This window comes from Fibrobacter sp. UWB16, assembly GCF_900215325.1.
GTDB lineage: Bacteria > Fibrobacterota > Fibrobacteria > Fibrobacterales > Fibrobacteraceae > Fibrobacter.
Window position 1 is genome coordinate 1 of the sequence record NZ_OCMS01000002.1, and the last position, 16,810, is coordinate 16,810.

15 protein-coding genes are annotated in these 16,810 nt (G+C 48.1%); 13 read left to right on the forward strand and 2 right to left on the reverse strand.

The genetic code is table 11. The features are described from left to right. Positions 1 to 300: 300 nt before the first annotated feature. From CRN95_RS05420 to CRN95_RS05450, 7 genes are all read left to right on the forward strand, one after another. Entirely contained in the window at positions 301 to 2,157 is a 1,857-nt protein-coding gene (locus CRN95_RS05420; protein ID WP_088630792.1) for a glycoside hydrolase, read from the forward strand. 3 nt (positions 2,158 to 2,160) lie between these two features. After that, positions 2,161 to 2,847 carry a hypothetical protein gene (locus CRN95_RS05425; RefSeq protein ID WP_088630791.1) on the forward strand — a complete coding sequence of 229 codons (687 nt, stop codon included), beginning with the start codon at positions 2,161 to 2,163 and terminating at the stop codon, positions 2,845 to 2,847. Next, positions 2,837 to 3,523 carry a lytic transglycosylase domain-containing protein gene (locus CRN95_RS05430; RefSeq protein WP_097020305.1) on the forward strand — a complete coding sequence of 229 codons (687 nt, stop codon included), beginning with the start codon at positions 2,837 to 2,839 and terminating at the stop codon, positions 3,521 to 3,523. The genes CRN95_RS05425 and CRN95_RS05430 overlap by 11 nt, the downstream gene beginning before the upstream one ends. 71 nt (positions 3,524 to 3,594) lie before the next feature. After that, entirely contained in the window at positions 3,595 to 4,983 is a 1,389-nt protein-coding gene (locus CRN95_RS05435) for a TolC family protein (RefSeq protein ID WP_235002890.1), read from the forward strand. Positions 4,984 to 5,001: 18 nt separating this feature from the next. Beyond that, a complete protein-coding gene (locus tag CRN95_RS05440; protein WP_088630788.1) occupies positions 5,002 to 5,580 on the forward strand; it encodes a phospholipid-binding protein MlaC in 579 nt (192 codons plus the stop codon). Next, positions 5,580 to 6,695, forward strand: coding sequence for a hypothetical protein (locus CRN95_RS05445; protein ID WP_235002891.1), 1,116 nt, complete (start codon positions 5,580 to 5,582; stop codon positions 6,693 to 6,695). Before CRN95_RS05440 ends, CRN95_RS05445 begins: the two co-directional genes overlap by 1 nt. Further along, complete coding sequence (locus CRN95_RS05450; protein WP_097020306.1) at positions 6,695 to 7,399, forward strand: pseudouridine synthase; 705 nt, start codon at positions 6,695 to 6,697, stop codon at positions 7,397 to 7,399. Before CRN95_RS05445 ends, CRN95_RS05450 begins: the two co-directional genes overlap by 1 nt. Positions 7,400 to 7,529: 130 nt before the next feature. Here the strand turns inward: CRN95_RS05450 and CRN95_RS05455 are convergent, their stop codons facing one another. Continuing rightward, the gene (locus CRN95_RS05455; RefSeq protein WP_088630786.1) at positions 7,530 to 7,904 is read right to left on the reverse strand and encodes an HU family DNA-binding protein; all 375 of its coding nucleotides are present in this window, start codon (positions 7,902 to 7,904) and stop codon (positions 7,530 to 7,532) included. Between the two features lie 189 nt (positions 7,905 to 8,093). On the opposite strand from CRN95_RS05455, the gene CRN95_RS05460 reads away from it, so the two are divergent. The 6 genes from CRN95_RS05460 to CRN95_RS05485 all read left to right on the forward strand — a co-directional run bounded on the left by CRN95_RS05460 (position 8,094) and on the right by CRN95_RS05485 (position 16,122). Beyond that, a complete protein-coding gene (locus CRN95_RS05460) occupies positions 8,094 to 9,203 on the forward strand; it encodes a tRNA-dihydrouridine synthase (protein WP_235002892.1) in 1,110 nt (369 codons plus the stop codon). 273 nt (positions 9,204 to 9,476) lie between these two features. Continuing rightward, on the forward strand, positions 9,477 to 10,304 hold the full coding sequence (locus tag CRN95_RS05465; RefSeq protein WP_097020308.1) for a TIGR02147 family protein: 828 nt from the start codon (positions 9,477 to 9,479) through the stop codon (positions 10,302 to 10,304). A gap of 17 nt (positions 10,305 to 10,321) precedes the next feature. Beyond that, on the forward strand, positions 10,322 to 11,362 hold the full coding sequence (locus tag CRN95_RS05470; RefSeq protein WP_200816183.1) for a hypothetical protein: 1,041 nt from the start codon (positions 10,322 to 10,324) through the stop codon (positions 11,360 to 11,362). A 48-nt stretch (positions 11,363 to 11,410) separates the two neighbouring features. Beyond that, a complete protein-coding gene (locus CRN95_RS05475) occupies positions 11,411 to 13,297 on the forward strand; it encodes an HD domain-containing phosphohydrolase (protein WP_097020309.1) in 1,887 nt (628 codons plus the stop codon). A gap of 208 nt (positions 13,298 to 13,505) precedes the next feature. Next, positions 13,506 to 14,801 carry an aminotransferase class I/II-fold pyridoxal phosphate-dependent enzyme gene (locus tag CRN95_RS05480; RefSeq protein ID WP_097020310.1) on the forward strand — a complete coding sequence of 432 codons (1,296 nt, stop codon included), beginning with the start codon at positions 13,506 to 13,508 and terminating at the stop codon, positions 14,799 to 14,801. Positions 14,802 to 14,832: 31 nt separating this feature from the next. Continuing rightward, positions 14,833 to 16,122 carry a citrate synthase gene (locus CRN95_RS05485; protein ID WP_085492011.1) on the forward strand — a complete coding sequence of 430 codons (1,290 nt, stop codon included), beginning with the start codon at positions 14,833 to 14,835 and terminating at the stop codon, positions 16,120 to 16,122. A 54-nt stretch (positions 16,123 to 16,176) separates the two neighbouring features. On the opposite strand, the gene CRN95_RS05490 is transcribed toward CRN95_RS05485, so the two are convergent. Next, complete coding sequence (locus CRN95_RS05490) at positions 16,177 to 16,791, reverse strand: hypothetical protein (RefSeq protein ID WP_145993962.1); 615 nt, start codon at positions 16,789 to 16,791, stop codon at positions 16,177 to 16,179. Between the last annotated feature and the right edge of the window lie 19 nt (positions 16,792 to 16,810).

The following is a 16,810-nucleotide window of genomic DNA, read 5'->3' on the forward strand; positions in this document are numbered from 1 at the left end:
CCGATGGTACCTGGCCCCCGGGCCCGGGAGAGTAGGTCGCCGCTGGATTCACGCCCCGCCTGACGCAACACGTCGGGCGGGGCTTTTTCTTTTTTATCCCGCCCGCCGCTTCCACGAATCGCGCAGGAGCTCCCGCGAATCCCGTGGTGCGCTGTCATACCGGACTTGTTACGGGACGGCATCGCCACTCTCGATGTTTTTATTTTATTCTAAATAGACCTGCTGAAAATATCTTGGTTTCAGCAATTTCTAGTGACTAATAACTAATAACTACTAACTAAAATTGCTATTCTTTGTCGCATGAATCCTAGAATATCCTTTGTATTGCAGATGTCGCCATCGACCTCGTATGAAAACCTTGAGGCGGTCGCGCGTAACTTGCTCGAAGGGTTGAATGTTCTTCTGAATTCGGAACAGGTAAAGTGCTCCATCTTCTTGGATGGGCCTGTGATTGAGGCGCTTTACAATGTGGCAAAGCCGTTGATGTTCGGCAAAATTCAGAATGCGATTCGCAATGGGGTTCTCGAATTTTTAGGCGGTGGCTATTACGATCCTATGCTTCCGCTTTTTCCGGAAGATTTGCAGACGATGCAGCTGGAGTTGCATCGCGACTACTTGAAGAAGGTGCTTGGCGCAGAACCGCAGGGATATTTCAATTCCTCGCTGGTGTGGGAGCCGGGCATGGCCGATGTTCTGGAGCGTTCCCGTTTTGATTATGCGCTTGTGACAGAATCGGCTGTGCAAGATGCACTTGGGCGCTCGACGCCTGTATCAGGCTGGTTTACGCTTGAAGACCGTGGTGCACTTATTCGCATTGTCCCTGTGTCCGAGGTTCTTTCGAAGGCTATTGCCGAAGACAATCTTTCTTGGCGTTCTGTTGCGGAACAATATTGCCGTGATGGAAAGTCTGCTATTGCGCTTTTGGATATTCCGTCGGAGCCTGAAGAAATAGTCAATTTCTTTGGGCGCTTTGTAGACTTTGTCGAGATGAATGAGGTTCAGACTAGAACCGTTGGTTTTGCTGTAGATCAGCTGGAAACTTGCGGTACGATTAGTTTCCTTGTTTCGGCGGGCCGCAGGCTAGGGCTGCCTTCGACGGCGCGAACTTGTCGTGAACTTTTGATTCGCCGTCCAGAGATCAATATGCACCACAAGTCTTTCCTGAATTTGTACAGGAGAGCTCGCAGTGTGCTTTCGGGCAAGAAGTGGCTTGAATTTTGCCATGCGCTTTTGCCGGCGATGGCTCCGCTTTATTTTAGGGATATGCACAACCGCTCGGGCATGCGTTCCATGATGGTACGCAAGCGCTCGAACCGCATGTTGCTTTCGGCTTCGCAAGTTCTCGATGACCTTACTGGATTCTCTGGGCTTCGCGTGGATGTGTGCGATTTTTTGCTCCGTGGCAAAAAAGTTCTCTTTTGCGAAAATCCGGAATCGTCTTACTTGCTCGATTACCGCATTGGCGGTGCGCTCCGTGTATGGAATTACAAGGGTGCAAAGACGAATCTCGTGAACTCTTGGCGCGATGACGGCGAACCTTCGTTTGCCTTCTTGGATTGCCTTGTGCCGAATGTGGACTTTACGCCGGTCAAGCTGGAGCAGATGCTCTACGACCGTAAGCACTTGCTTGCAGACCCGTATGACTATCGTATTTTGCGTTCCGATGTCGGCACCGAGATTATGTTAGACGAGGAACAGGGCTTTGACAATGAAGAGCGCAAAGCTTTGTTCAAAATAAAGAAAGTCTTTACGTTCCAGGGCGACGCTGCCAAGTTTACCGTTTCGTATGCGATAGACAATCTTGCGTATGTGAACACGAAGGGCTATTTCGGGACGATTCTCGAGCTTGGGCTTTTGTCTCATGGCGATGTCAACAAAGTCTGGATTGACGGCAAAAATGTCAAGTGGAATATGGTGGAGCCGCTTTTGTATCCGGATGGCCAGTCGCTTGAAATTCGCGATGAAAAGGCTGGTTGCGTGTTCCGCATGGCGTTTGATCGTCCGACGTCTATCTTTATCGGCTCCATCTTTGGAGCAACTTCAACTGCAGCTCCGCAGGCGTTCCAAGGCATTCGCGTGTTCCCGTTCTGGAATGCTCCGTTCAACGTGCTTGACCGCAAGGCGTTCAAGATTTCTGTGTCGGTGACGAAGAGGTAACTTGTGCGTGCGGACTTGATCGACATCCAGGTAGAAGATCGCGGCGAAGAAGTCGAAATTTCGTTGTACGGGATTCTTGGCGAATACCAACTTTCGGCTGTCCGTGAAAAGCTTGAAATGCTTGTGCGTGGCCCAGGTGTGTTCTTCTTTGTGAATCTCCAGAATGCAAGGTTCACGACGGAAGCATATCGTGGCTTGTTCCTTGAAATTTTGAATTTGGTCAAGCAGCAGAAGGCTAGCCTTATTTTGTTGTTCGATAGCGAAGAGCTGCAAGCTTATTTTGAACGTTATCGCAACATCTTTGAAATTTATAGAAGCCGCGAGGAATACCGCAAGTCTGGGCTTTCGAAGCAAGTTCATTTGGTTGGTTTGCATTACGAGAAAAAGTCGATTAGCCTTTCTCCTGGCTTTGCCATTTCTGTTGCTTTGTTCTTGATTGGTTGGGCAGTTACCTTGTTTGTTATTGTGGTGGGGCAAGGCCGTGAAATATCGGATAAACAGGCTCAGATAACGGCTCTCGAAAGCCAGAAGGCACGCTACATCCGCGAAATTGACCGCTTGGAATCGGCAATTGGGCCGATGCGTAAATTAGGCGTTGTGCAGGATACGACTTTGCTGAGTTCTTTTGGCGCTATCCAGGATTGGGTCTCGTATCTAGAATACTTGGAGAAAAATCGACGTGAAAAGTAGCGTTCGTCTTTCTTCGATGAGCGTAAGCGTTCTGTTTATCATAGGCTTCGCCGTATTGTTCTTTTTTGCGAGCGAATGGTATTCCAATAGCCGTAAACTTGAAAAGCTTGCTTATCAGGAACGTATTCTCCATAATGATATGGAACATTTGGAGGTGGTGGGCAAGTGGACGCTCGATTACGTGAAAATCGAAAAGGCGCTCACATACATGCTTGGTGATAGAATCTCCGAGGTGAGTTTCCGTATTCTGGCAGAACATTTGTGGCAGATTTCACAATCGTATTCTTTGGACCCATTGATTATTCTTGCTGTTGTTGCGCAGGAAAGCCGAGGAAACCCGCTTGCCCGTGGACGTTTCCAGACGGGAAAATTTTCGGGTGCGCTCGGCTTGATGCAGATAAAACTGGAAACCGCGAAAAAGATTGGCCGCAGGTTTGGGCTTGTTATAGAAGGTGAAGACGACTTGATGCGCCCGGAAGTGAACGTGGTTGTTGGCTCTGCTTACCTGATTCGCCTGATTGGAAAGTATGGCAATTTGAGGGAGGCGCTAGTGGCTTATAACCTTGGCCATACCGCTGTCGACAAGCTCCTTGAAAAGAATGCTCCGCTCCCGACTTCTTACTATGAAGGGGTGGTGAGGAAATATCGGGATTTAATGAATCACTGCTCCATTTAAAGAGTGCGTTTTTTGAAATAAAAATAAATCTTGAGTTGTAGGCCGTATATTCTTTTTTCTAAATTCTAGCCGTGATTAGGAATCTGATTTTTATTCTTGGAATGACGGGGATCGCCTTGGCGGGCGAGGTCCGTTATGATTGCTTGCGTTTTGTAGAGCAGGGACTTACGAGTGACCCGCAGATGGAAGAACTGCGTTATGGTACCGAAGCCAAGAAAAATAAGATTGGCGCACTCAAGTCAGAAGTTATTTTACCGACCTTTTATGTGTCGATGATGGTTGGGCCTGCTCCGGGTCTCAAAGAGTATAACGATTACTATTTCAATCAATCTGGGGATACCTTAGGTGTTGAAAAGGGCGAAAAGTACGATTTTTCCAGGATGGGGCCTTTCTGGGGTGTCGAAGCCAAGTTTATCCAACCGTTGAACTTGGGCCAGTATCGAACAGGCAAGTTGGCTCTTGAAGCGGATCTGCAGCAAAAGACGTTTGAAATTGAAAACTCTACGCTCAAAAAAGAAGTCGAGCTCCAGACCTATTATTACAACTACCTGCTTGCTCTTGAAATGAAGCGTCTTGCCGCCGATGCCAAAAAGCGGGTCGACAAGGCTTATGATCAGCTCGAAGAAGCTTTGGATGAAGACGAACCGACCGTTTCGCAGACGGATCTTCTGAATTTGAAAGCCAAAATGCATTCGGTCAAGGAAGGCGTGATCGAGGCTGACCTCGGCATGAAGCGTGTGCAGCTTGCTATCCGTTTTGCGCTTTCTTTACCGGAGGGCGATTCTTTTGTTGCTGAGGATACCGTGCTTGCCATGAGAACGGAAACGATGCCGACAGAAGAGCAGGTTCGTGAATTGACGGTTAAGCATAATCCGGAGTTGAAACAGCTTGAGGCCGGTTTACGTGCTCGTCGATTCCAAATGGACTTGGCTGAAGCAAAACTTGCTCCTGAGTTCTTTGTCATGGGTGAGTTTGAATACGTGAAGAGCTGGGCGGGTAACCGTAACGTGTTGCAGAAAAACGCATTTGCTCAGGATGCTGTGAACCGTATTTCTGGACTTATTGGCGTTGGCTTAAAATACCGCTTGAACTTCTGGAAAAACTGGGAAGATTTTCGACAGGCGAGAACGGAGTATCGTGGACTTAAGTTGAAAGAAAGCTATGCCTCGGATGGGCTTGTCGCAAAAGCTGTTGAACAGTATTATCAGGTTGTGGCGGCTAAAGAAAAGCTTGATGCTTTGCGCGAAAGTCTGCGTGCGACAGAATCGCTATTGAAAGATGCAGCCATGAAATACGACCTCGATAAATCCCAAACGAGTGCGCTTGTTTCGGCCTATACGCAGAATATTTCCATGCAAAAAGATTATTATTTCGCCGTTTGCCGATATAACGTCGAATTTGCCGGATTAGTGGCAAAGATGGGTTTGTCTATCCAGAAGTATAATTCGTATTTTAAATAAAAAAGAGGAGAACCAAAGATGTTTAAGAAAATTTTGATCGCTATTGCCTGTGCTTCGCTCTTGTCTTTTGCTGCCGAAGATCCGGTATCTGTCGTGAAAAGCAAGGACGTTGAATTGCAGAACATCATCAAGAAGTCCAAGCGTACCGCTAAGGAAACTGAACGCGTCAAGAGCCTTTTGAATGATTCTTTTGATTTTGCTTTGCTCGCTAAGAAGTCTTTGGCCGCAAGTGACTGGAAGGCTCAGGACGAAGCTTCCCAGCAGAAGTTCGTGACGGAATTCCAGCGCATGGTCCGCAACTCCAGTGCAAATCGCCTTGAACTTTATCGCGCCGATTCCACGATTTATGAACCGGCCAAGATGAAGGGTACGGACGATGCTCGCGTTGTCGCTCACTTGTGGAACAAGGGCAAGGAATCGGTGCTCGAATACAAGATGACGCTTGTGAATGGCAAGTGGAAGGCTTGGGACTTGGTCATCGATGACCTTTCTACGGCCCGTAACTACAAGGAACAGTTCAGCAAAATCCTGAAAGACAAGAGCTTTGCCGAATTGATCGATATTATCAGCAAGAAGGCTGACGAAGCCGAAAAGTAATGGGTTTTCTTTCCTGGCTTTTTTGTGCAATTCTCGTTGTAGCGCTTGTGCTACTGCTTTTCCCGTTTGCTTTTCGAATTGATTTCGAGGCCGGGGAGCGCGGTGTGCGGGCGCTTTTCTTTTTTTTCAAGAAGAAAATTTACGAGTACGAAAAAAAGTGGAAGGAAGAAGCTGGCAGTAAGGAGCTTGCGGTAGAAAGAGACGACAAATGCGTAGATCGAGAGTCGCGACCAAGCGAGCTTGGGCATGACCGAGATCAGCATTTGGGACAAGAGCGAAGCGATTGTCCAAAGACAAGAGACGAAAGACGAAATGCACCGCCGGTTGAAGTCGTTGCGAAAAAGCCTGCAGAAACTCCCAAGACGGAACCGATGGATGTTCCGGCAGGGACTGAATTAGGAATTAAAAATCCTCAGGATTCGTCATTGCGAGCCGAAGACACCCCCGAAAAGCGAGAATCTTCTGATGTCATCCTGAGCGAAGCGAAGGATCCAGTAAAGTCTAGTGTCAGCAACGAAAGTGTGACGCAAGATGCGCCGTCGACTGAAGTAAAATCTTCGTCGGTTGTTGAAGTTTCGTCTGAAGCAAAAGCCGCGGAATCCGAGAATCGCGATTCCGAAAAAAACGAGATGCTCGCCGAAGATAAAAAGCCGAAGAAGGAAAAACGCAAACTCTCGGACCGTGAATTTTGGACCATTATTTTGACTCCGGATTTTGATGCTAGGGCGTTCAAGTACATTCTGAAAATTTTGAAGGCGGTGCTTACACTCTTCCATGTGCGCTTTAGCGATTGCTTTGTCGAAGGCATCCGCTCGGATTACCAGACCATGGGCTATATCGCGGCGGCGAACGGATTCTTGAAAGCGTACCCGTACGTTGGCGATTGGGACTTGAGAATGGACTGGTGTAACGAAAAGGAACTCCGCGCGGCAGGCTCGGTTCGCTTGAGCATTACGTTGCTCCGCATTTTCTGCTTTACTTTGGAAACTCTTGTGCTGGCAGGAATTTTGGCGCTTAGCTTTTGGCGTCGTCGTGCGCATGTGATTAAAACAAATGAACTTCCGCAACTCGGCTTTATCCGCAGACGGATTCTTGAATTTATTTTGGAGGACTGATGGCTGTTTTGACTTTGGAACGTTTGCTTGCTTCGATGGGCTTTGGCAGTCGCAAGGATGCGCGTGGGTTAGTGCGCATGGGCCTTGTGGAACTGGACGGCAAGGTTCTCGATGACCCGTTCATGGAATTCAAGACGCGTCCGGAATACATCACGGTGAATGGAGAAGAAGCGCCGACGGTCGAGAAGTTGTACGTGATGCTTTTCAAGCCAACGGATGTGGAATGCAGCCACAACGCTCGTGACCACAAGCCTGTGTACGATTTGCTGCCGGAACGCTTTACGGCAATGGGCATCCAGTCCGTCGGACGCTTGGATGCGGATTCTTCGGGACTCTTGTTGCTCTCGAATCAAGGTGACTTTATCCACAAGGTCGAAAGCCCGAAGAAGGGACTCTGGAAAAAGTATCGCGTGACGCTTGCACGCCCGTTTACAGATGCGCAGAAGGCGGAACTCTTGGCGGGCGTGATGCTCAAGGATGAAAGACGTCCGGTGCTGGCTCGCGAGATTGAAGTGAACGGAGATGCGGTGGACATCTCGATTGGCGAGGGACTGTACCATCAGGTTCGTCGTATGTTCGCTGCAGTCGGCAATCACGTCGAAACGCTTGAACGCATTGCGATTGGACCGGTTGTTCTGGATCGTACGCTGGGTGAGGGCGGTTGGCGATTCCTCACCGAAGAAGAAGTCGCTGCACTGTCGTAATAAAGGAGATGCCCGCTCAGTGGCGGGCATGACAATTTTGCGGCGGGCATGACAAAGAAAAGCCGGCGTTCAAGCCGGCTCTTTCGTATCAGGCGTTTGCGTAGCCTGAGTTAATAGGTTCAACGTTTGTTTAGATGGAATCGTAGTCGCTATTGACGTGTACGATTTCGTTTTCGGTTTCAAGTTCCGGCTGTACGGATGCTTCGCCGAGGATACCTTCGAGCGAATTGATCTTGTCCTTAATGTCGTTGCTGAACTTGAATGTCGGGACCAAGCGTTCGTCGATGAGAACGGTTTCGCCAGTGCGGGGGTTGCGTGCCGGGCGAGCCTTGCGGGGCTTGCAGGCGAACGTGCCGAAACCGCGAATTTCAATAGTATTGCCTTCGATAAGCTTCTCGCCGAGGAGGTCGAGGAACTGTTCGACAACAATTTTAATATCATTGCGCACAAATCCGGTGGATTTGGCGATTTCCTGAATAAGAGATTGTTTAGTTATATTAGCCACGCACTAAATATAAGTTTAACATAGACTTAGAGTGATGGTTAAAGCGAAATTAAATATCTTTTTCGGGTTCACATTGCGGAATATTTGTGAATAGTTGTGACTTAAATGTTGAAGATTGATAATTTGCCTAAAAAGGTCCGTTTTAATCTCCGAAACAAGGAGATTTTCCCCAATACTATCTTGAGTCCGATGGATGGAGTGACTGATGCTCCGTTCAGGAGGCTTTGCCGGGTGCTTTCTGGCGACCGCATGGGTCTTTTGGTTTCGGAGTTTGTTCCGACGGATGGCGATGCCGTTTTCAACCCGGATGGTCACAAGCAACTGAAGTTTTTTCCGGAAGAGCGCCCGTTTGGCATCCAGATTTTTGGGCGTTTCCCGGACCGAATGGCTGCGGCAGCAGGCAAGATTGCCGAACGCTACCACCCGGAATTCATCGAAGTGAATGCGGGGTGTCCGGCGCCGAAGGTGGCGGGCAAGGGGAGCGGTTCTGGACTATTGCGGGACTTGCCCCGCTTGCAAGAGATTCTGCACGACGTGAAGGCGGTTTTGGACGCAAAGACGCCGGAGATTCCGCTCACGCTTAAGTGCCGTATAGGCTGGGACGACGATAGCATCAACGTGATGGAAACGCTCAAAATTGCCGAGGGCGAGGGCGTTGAAATGCTCACGGTTCATGGTCGCACGCGTTTGCAGGGCTATAACGGCCTCGCGAACTGGGACTGGATTGGCAAAGTTGCCGCTGCGGCAAAGATTCCCTTGATTGGCAATGGCGATGTGAATAGCGTCGAATGCGCACGCGAACGCATTAATACTTACGGCGTTTCGGGCGTGAGCATTGGGCGCGGGGCGATGCATAACCCGTGGATTTTCGGACAAATTGCGGATGCGTGGGAAGGTCGCGAAAAGCATGTGATTACCGCGCAAGAAGCACTTGATGTGTTCCCGCTCTATTACAAGTTTAAGATTGAGGATGGGGCAACGGAAATGAATGCAATGGGCCGTATGAAACAGCTCGCCGCAAGACTGTGTAAAGGCTTTTGTTTAGATGGAAATAGGCGATCCCGGAACGGAGTCCGGGATGACAATGCTGGCGGAGCGATCCCTGGTGAAAATGATGTCGCGATGTCGGTGCGGCAGGCGCTTTTGACATGCCAATCGGCAGCGGAAATGCTTGACCAGGTTGAAAAGCTCAAGGACGGGATTGCCCGTGAAATGGTCTTTGAGCCGGAACGCCTCGTGAACCTCAACGGCGCCAAAGAAACCGAACTCAAGTTCGGTGACCAGTTTAAAGGCCGTTAATATTATTAATAAATGCGTGAAAAAATAACTGTATAAGAAATTATTGTTAATCGTCGAGAGAATAAAGCGTCGGCCAAGGATGGGGAGGGTGCAGGGAGGGGCCCGTGCGGCCTTCGCAACTCCGAGCTGGGGCCCCGCCCGCATGACGTACTTTTATTATTAAAAAAATGATGAGGTGCTGATTCTTTCAGCATAAAAATGGTACTCAAAAAAAATCTCAAAAATTTGCGTTAGCCTATTGACTTTGAGTCAAAAATTGAGTACATTTGGAGTATGGACAAGTTTATCGACATATTCCAGTTTACTCATTTCCGCAAGTACTTGGATGAATACCAAGCGGCTCGTGTGCAGACCGACCCTGAATTTACTAGGGCTGGTGCATGCGCTTTGCTTGGCCTCCCCAAGACTCGCAGTTACTATAACGATATCGTCAAAGGAAAAAAGCTGACCGGTCGCATGATTCCCAAGTTCGTGGAAGTACTTGGACTCAATAAGAAAGAGGCCAAGTACTTCGAAACGATGGTGAACTTTGACCAGGCGAAAACGACGACGGAACGCAATGCGTTTTTTGATGAACTCATCAAGCAGCATCCGGATCCGCACCACATCTTGAATGAAGATGCCTACGAGTATTACAACCACTGGTATAATAGCGTGTTGTTTACGGCGTTGGATGTGATGGATGTTTCGGATGATCTTGAACCGATCCAGAAGCGCATTTTCCCGAAGGTCTCCGTGGGGACGTTGAAGCGTTCGCTCGAACTACTGGAGCGCATTGGCTTTGTGCGCAAGAATGAGGATGGCTTTTGGAAAAGCTCTCGCGATTCGGTGAGCAGCGGAGCCTTCAATAATAGTGACTTGGTGCGTCAATACCAGTTGCAGTGCTTTGAACTTTCGAAGCAGGCGCTGCTTGCCGATGACGAAAATGCGTCGGACATGGGAACGTTCACGTTCAGTGTTTCGGATGATGCGTATAAAGAAATTGCCTTGGAAATTCAGAATTTGAAAGCCAAGGTGCGCAAGATTATTACGCAAGACAAGAAAGAGGCGACTGGGGTACACCAGTTGAATATTCACTTGTTTACAAATTTGAAGAAGTAAATCGAGGAGGATTTGTTATGACTTCTAATAAATTTGCAAAGTTGGTTGTTGCTATGGCTGTGTTTGGTCTTGGCTTGTTTACGTCCTGTAGTGAGAGTGATGGCGGTGTGGCATCATCGTACAGTGAAACGCAGACGGGCAAGCCTGTGATTCGACCGGGAATGCCTATTGCCGAATTGGATACGAGCTATATCCACAAGGTTGTTCATAAAGATGAAAATCCCTGCTATGTGGTTCTTCCTAAGAGTGCTGTTGATGAAGAATCAGATGGTGTAAGTGAAGATGATAGTCTTGAGGTTGTTGAAATTGTTGAGGTGATGGATTCTATTCCATATTATCGTGTTGCCTGTGGTGCTCATGATGATATTTATATGTATATAAAGATAAAAGCTCAGATTGTTGATTCTGAAGGCTTGCCTGTAGAGGGGGCGATTGTTTATGAAAATTATTGTTCTTTTGATGATGAACGTTGTCAGCATGTTACCGATAAAGATGGTTATTTCTACATAGATAACGTACATTACCTTACGTATTTGCAAATGGATGGTCCTGAAAATAGATATCTTCCTGATTATGAACTGGTCCAGTTGCGCGCACTTTCTGCAGATTTTAGTCTAGGTGCAAATGTCTTTAAGGAATTTTCGAAAGCTACGGTTGATGTTGTTGATGATGAACCTGTGGCTGATTTAGGAACAATAGTTGTGGAACCCGTGTATACGGCAAAATTTTATTTGGATTCTCTTTTGGCGAATGAAGTGGATAGTACTTCGGAATATGATGAAATCGATAATGAAAAATGGAATGAGAATATGACGAAAAATCTCGGGGAAGATGGTAATGGTATTTGCGTTGCCTTGAATGAAGTTGTTCTTCCCCCAGGTGTTCGGTTTGTTCCGTCTTTATTCTATCCTTGCTATAAGGTGACGGATGAAGACCGTAAGAATGGGTATATCGTCTTTTTTGGTCTGCCTGAAGGCGATTATAGAATTGATATCGATGGATTTGGAAATAAGCATGTCCCTGATTTTATTGTTTCTAGGGAGGAAAACGTTAAATAAATCACTCTTTTTTTTGCAAATGTCAAAAAAATATTCTATATACAGAATGTGAAAACTTTTGTTTCTGCTCATAAGCTCGTTCAGATTACAATCTTGATTGTTATCGGTATAGTTATCAACCGATTGCTTGCCGATTTGGCCATCTATTTCCAATTGCCGCTGTACTTGGATAGCGTGGGCACGATTGTCGTGGCTGTAATTGGCGGGTTTAGCCCAGGGGCGATTGTCGGGTTCTTGACGAACTTCATTGGCGGTTTTGTCGATTCTTCGACTTTCTACTATGGCACGATTAACGTGATGATTGCCGTGTGTGCTGGGATTGCTGCTAGGCGAGGGGCGTTCCATCATGTTTCTCGTTTGCCGATGCTGCTTGGAATGTTGATGATTTTGAGCATTCCATGTTCGGTGCTTTCGTATTTCCTTTTTGATTTTAAGATTGCTGAGAATGTGGTGACGCCGATTGCAACGGCGCTTCATGAAAGCGGGCTTCCGGTTCTCTTGTCGCAGATTTTGGCGGACTTCTGCACAGAAATTCCAGATAAGTCCATTTCGATTATTGTGGCTTATGTGCTGATTCGCTTGACGCCTCGCTGGTTTGCCAATGCGTTTGATTCCGTTTCTGGTCGTTCGCATGAGGATCGCTACCGTTCTAAGAACGAAATCCATACGCTCAAGGCTCAGGTGACGGCTCTCTTGTTTGTGTCGAGCTTTGCGCTTGCGGTGGTGGCTACAGCGGTCGCTTACAAGACGTATTCCGAAGCGGAAATCCATGAAACAACGCTTTTGGCGGAATCGGTGAACAGGCTTGTGTCGGATGCTATCCAGAATGCGGACTCGACGACGCTTCACGAGTACATTCATGATCTCAAGGGCAAGCATCCGCGCATTTTGACGATTACGCCGGGCATGCACGAGACGGGCAAGTGGGATGTCTCGATTGTCTGTACCGAGGCTCCGAATCCGGTCTGTACCAAGTTCAGCCTTGCCGCGATTCGTATTAGCGTGGTGCTGTTCTGCACGAAGATTTTCTCAACGCTGTTTGGACTTTTGCTAGCGATTGTGTTTACGGCTATCTTGATTGCTAACCGCAAGGTGGTTTACCCGATTCACGAAATGACGCTTGAAATGGACAACTTTGCCTACGACAGTAGCAGGGGACGCCGTGAGTCCATCAACCAGATCAAGGGTCTTGAAGTGGTGACGGGCAACGAAATTGAGAATCTGCATTCGGCGATTATCAAGGCGGTTGAAGAAATTGATTTGTACATCAACAAGTCCGAGTATCAGGCGGCCTCGATTGCGGCTCTCCAGACGAACATCATTACGGTGCTTGGCGATATGGTGGAAAACCGTGACGAGACGACGGGTGGACATGTGCGCCGTACGGCCGCTTATGCAGAACTCATTGCCCAGCAGTTGCAGCGCGATGGCAAGGAACCCGAAATTGACAATGCGTTTGTTTCGACGATTGCGGTGGCGGCTCCGCTCCATGATATCGGCAAGATTAACATTTCTGACGTGATTTTGAATAAGCCGGGCAAGCTGACGGACGATGAATTTGCAGAAATGAAGAAGCATACGGTTTATGGCCGCGATATGCTCGTGCGTGCATCTAAGAACCTGGGCGAAACGGCTTACCTCAAGATGGCGAAGGAAATTGCCTACAGCCACCACGAATGGTGGGATGGCTCGCGTGGCTATCCGGAGCGCTTGAAGGGCAAGGATATTCCGCTTTCGGCCCGCATTATGGCGGTCGCGGATGTGTATGACGCGCTTGTTTCGGAACGCCCGTACAAGAAGGCTTTCTCGGTGGATGAGGCATTCCGCATTATTACTGAGGATAGCGGTACTCACTTTGACCCGGAAGTGGTCGATGCGTTCGTGAAAAACCGCGAAACCGTCGAACAAATCATGAAAACGAAGTTCGAAGATTAAAATCCTAGATCCCTAGACTTCGCTCGGGATGATAATTTTGGTCGTTGTTACAGTAATTGTAAAGGGAATGGTTGACTGGATCCTTCACTGTCGTTCAGGATGACGAAGAATCTTTCATTAACCGCTTTTTTGATGTCCTTTTAATCTTGCGGGGGGCTTGCAATTTTTCTAAATTGCCCCGCGGAAATTTCAAAACAGGACATTGAGAATGAACTACAATCCTCTCGCTCAAGCTTTGAATGCAGAACTCTCCGCTAATGGTTGCTGCGTTCTTGATATGCTCTCTGAACAGGGCAAGGCCATTTTCTTCCCGCGCAAGGGTATTCTTGGCCAGGGTGCCGAAGCCAAGGGCTCCGACATCAATGCGACTATCGGTACAGCTCTCGAAGATGACGGCTCTCCGCTCGTTTTGGATTGCGTTCTCAAGTCTCTGAACCTCCCGAAACAGTCCTTCCTCTATGCACCGAGCTTCGGTAATCCGGACCTCCGCAAGGAATGGAAGGCCCAGGTCATCAAGAAGAATCCGACGCTTGCTTCCAAGAACTTCAGCAACCCGGTTGTGACGGCCGCTTTGACGCACGCCATTAGCTGCGCTGGTTACATGTTCCTCGACAAGGACGACGAAGTCATTATCCCGGACCTCTACTGGGACAACTACGAACTCGTGTTCGAAAACGCCCGTGGCGCAAAGATCAAGACTTTCAACACCTTCAAGAACGGTGGCTTTGACACGGAAGCTTTGAAGGCTGCCCTTGCTGCAAGCAAGTCCGACAAGAAGGTCGTTCTCCTCAACTTCCCGAACAACCCGACGGGTTACACCGCAACCGAAAAGGAAGCGGTCGAAATCGCAAAGATCCTCACGGAATGCGCTGCTGCCGGTAACAAGGTTGTCGCACTCCTCGATGACGCTTACTTTGGACTCGTCTATGAAGAAGGCGTGACGAAGGAATCCCTCTTCGTGAAGCTCGTGGACGCTCACGAAAACCTCCTCGCTGTGAAGCTCGACGGCCCGACCAAGGAAGACTACGTTTGGGGCTTCCGCGTTGGCTTTATGTCCTTCGGTTTCAAGGGTGCTACCGAAGCTCAGCTCAAGGCTCTCGAAGACAAGGCTGCCGGTACGGTCCGTGGCAACATTTCTAATGCTCCGTCCATCAGCCAGAAGATTTTGCTCGCTGCTTACCAGAGCGCCGAATACGCTCAGCAGAAGGCTGAAAAGTATGCAACGCTCAAGAAGCGTTACGACATCATCAAGGAAGTTCTCGCTTCTCATCCGGAATACAAGGACGCCTTTGAACCGATGCCGTGCAACAGCGGTTACTTTATGTGCATCAAGCCGAAGGGCGTTGACGCCGAAGAACTCCGCCAGAAGCTCATCAAGGATTACAGCACTGGCACGATTATGCTCTCGGGCCTTATCCGCGTTGCATTCAGCGCCGTTCCGACTGAAAAGCTCGGCAAGCTCTTTGAAAATATCTATAATTGCGTTGTAGCGATGAAAGCCTAACTGCGGCGATGCCGCGCAAAACGGAGGATTTATGTCCGATACAGCAATACTGAATTACGACGGAAAGAAGTACGAACTTCCCGTTGTAACTGGTACTGAAAACGAACATGGTCTTGATGTAAGCAAACTCCGCAAGGATACTGGATTGGTCACGCTGGACTACGGTTACCTCAATACCGGTAGTACCAAGAGTGCCATCACATACGTCAATGGCGAAAAGGGAATTTTGCGCTATCGCGGTTATTCCATCGAGGATCTCGCTGAAAAGGCGACGTTCCCGGAAACCGCATGGCTCCTGATTTACGGTGAACTCCCGAATCAGGAACAGTTGAGCCATTTCCGCACGCTCTTGACCGAAAATGCCTTGTTGCACGAGAATTTGCTGCACTTCTTCCGCGAAATGCCGCCGGGAGCCCACCCGATGGGTATTCTCTCGTCCGTGGTGAACGCTGTTGGTCTTTTCACGCCGCGTTTTTACGACGACGAAAACATCGCAAGTGCATTTGAACTCACGACCGCAGGTCTCATTTCCAAGATTCGCACGATTGCCGCATTTGCTTACAAGGCAAGTATCGGTGAACCGTTCGTGTACCCGGAAGCGGAACGTAGCTACTGCAGCAACTTCCTCAACATGATGTTTAGCAGTAAGGCTCGCCCGTACCACCCGGATCCGATCATGGAAAAGGCGCTCAACACGCTCCTTATTGTCCATGCGGACCACGAACAGAACTGCTCCACTTCGACCGTTCGCATGGTGGGCAGCTCTCAGGCTAACCTTTACGCAAGCATCTGCGCCGGCATTTGTGCCTTGTGGGGGCCGCTCCACGGTGGTGCAAACCAGGCTGTGCTCGAAACGCTCCTCCGCATTCAGCAGAGCGGCATGACGATTGAACAGGTGATGGCAAAGGCTAAGGACAAGAACGATCCGTTCCGTCTTTCTGGTTTTGGTCACCGCGTTTACAAGAGCTATGACCCGCGTGCCAAGGTGCTTAAGAAGCTCATGTACCAGGTCTTTGAACGCGAACATGTGCACGATCCGCTTTTGGATGTGGCTATCAAGCTCGAAGAAGCCGCCCTCAAGGACGATTACTTTGTCGAACGTAAGCTGTACCCGAATGTGGACTTCTACTCCGGCATTCTCTACCGCGCTATGGGCATCCCGACGAACATGCTTACGGTGATGTTCGCGATTGGCCGCTTGCCGGGCTGGATTGCCCACTGGAAGGAAATGCACGACGATCCGCAGAGCAAGATTAACCGTCCGCGTCAGATTTACACTGGCAAGACGGAACGCGCTTGGATTGATCGCGACAAACGATAAGCGATAATTTGATAAATTAAAAATCTCTCGGAAATGCTCCGGGAGATTTTTTTGCTAATAAGCTAGGTTTTTGTTGTATTCGTTGATGGCGTCTTCTAGGTATATACTTCGCCATATTAATCCATAAACAAAACTGTTAAGAGGAAATGTTATCATTCCTCCCCATAACGGATATTTTCCACCTTTAACATCGTTCATTAAAAGAATTGCTCCGATAAAAAATGATGATATTGACGATATAAGAATAGAACCTTCAATGTAATTATGGGTTCTTGCTGTTTTATAGAACCTGTTAGGCTTATTTCGTTCTTTGATATCTTTTTCTAAAATGTTGAGGATTTCTCCGCTTCCCATGGGGTATTGATTTTTATCATAATCTTCATGACCCATACAATATTCGTACACAAATGGAGGAACTTTTATTCGGCTGTATATAATTTTTGAAGAATCGACATACGTTTTTTTATTGTATTTCGTTTTTGATATGCTGTCGCTTGGGGGATTGCTTGCTTCAATTTTATCTAATTCTTTATCTGTTGATGCTTCGTTGAATTTATTATTGATTGCGGAAGAGACGGAAGTAAAATTGTGTTCGTTGCTGAAATATTTGGGCATCAGTTGTGCGAAAAGCAAGCAAGGGCAAAGAATGAGTAGTGTGAGAAACTTCATAAGTCGAATATAGAAAATA